1 protein-coding gene is annotated in these 1,352 nt (G+C 70.8%); it reads left to right on the forward strand.

Translation table 11 applies throughout. From position 1 onward, the window contains the following. A partial coding sequence (locus tag IF83_RS0129385) for an IucA/IucC family protein (RefSeq protein ID WP_030549411.1) occupies positions 1-1,306 on the forward strand: 1,306 nt, incomplete at its 5' end. Positions 1,307-1,352 lie beyond the last annotated feature (46 nt).

Below are 1,352 nucleotides of genomic sequence, written 5' to 3' on the forward strand. Positions count from 1 at the left end.
CCTCCACCCCACCCCCAAAAGCCGCGAAGGACTCAGCGACAACGAAACCGCCCGCTACTCACCCGAACTCCACGGACACTTCCCCCTCCACTGGTTCGCCGCCGACCCCGCCGTCCTCCACAGCGACACCGCCCTCGACCGCCCCCTGCACAACCTCCTCACCGAACTCGCCGGCCACCCCACCACACCCCCCGGCACCCACCTCGTCCCCGCCCACCCCTGGCAAGCCCACGACCTCCTCCACCGCCCCGCCATCCGCGCCCTCCTCGACGACGGACACCTCCACCACCTCGGCCCCTCCGGACCCCACTGGACCCCCACCAGCTCCGTCCGCACCCTCTACCGAGCCGACGCCCCCGTCATGCTCAAACTCTCCCTCGGCATCCGCATCACCAACTCACGCCGCGAGAACAACCGCACCGAACTCCGCCGCGGCCTCGCCGTCCACCGCCTCCTCGACGCCGGCCTCAACCACCAACTCCACACCCACCACCCCCACTTCCACATCGTCCGCGACCCCGCCTGGATCGCCGTCGACACCCCCGGCGCCACCACCCCCAGCGGCCTCGACGCCGTCATCCGCGACAACCCCTTCCGCACCAACACCCCACCCCGCACCCGGAACACCTGGACCGGCTGCCTCGCCGGACTCCTCGCCGAACGCCCCGACCAACCCGACCACCGCAGCCGACTCGCCCACCTCATCCACCACCTCGCCCACCGCACCGGCCACACCACCACCCGCACCACCCGCACCTGGTTCACCCGCTACCTCGACACCGTCATCACCCCCCTCCTCTGGCTCTACGCCGAATACGGCCTCGGCCTCGAAGCCCACCAACAGAACACCCTCGTCACCCTCGACACCGACGGCTGGCCCACCGGCGGCCACTACCGCGACAACCAGGGCTACTACTTCTCACCCACCCGCAGCCACGCCCTCCACCCCTGGCTCCCCGGCGCCGGCCGCGACCTCGGCACCTACGTCGACGACACCGTCATCGACGAACGCCTCGGCTACTACATCGGCATCAACAACATCCTCGGCACCATCGGCGCCCTCGGCTCCCAAGGCCTCGCCGACGAAACCGACCTCCTCGCCGAAACCGACCGCCACCTCGCCACCCTCGCCACCCGCCACGGCAACCGCCTCACCCTCGCCACCACCCTCCGCGAAGCCCCCACCCTCCGCTGCAAAGCCAACCTCCTCACCCGCATCCACGGCATGGACGAACTCATCGGCCCCCTCGAACACCAATCCGTCTACGTCGACATCCCCAACCCCATCGCCGAGGCCCGCCGATGACCACCCACCCCCACCCGCCGGCCCACCTCAGCACCCGCCTCCCCGC

Source organism: Streptomyces albus subsp. albus (assembly GCF_000719865.1).
GTDB lineage: Bacteria > Actinomycetota > Actinomycetes > Streptomycetales > Streptomycetaceae > Streptomyces > Streptomyces albus_E.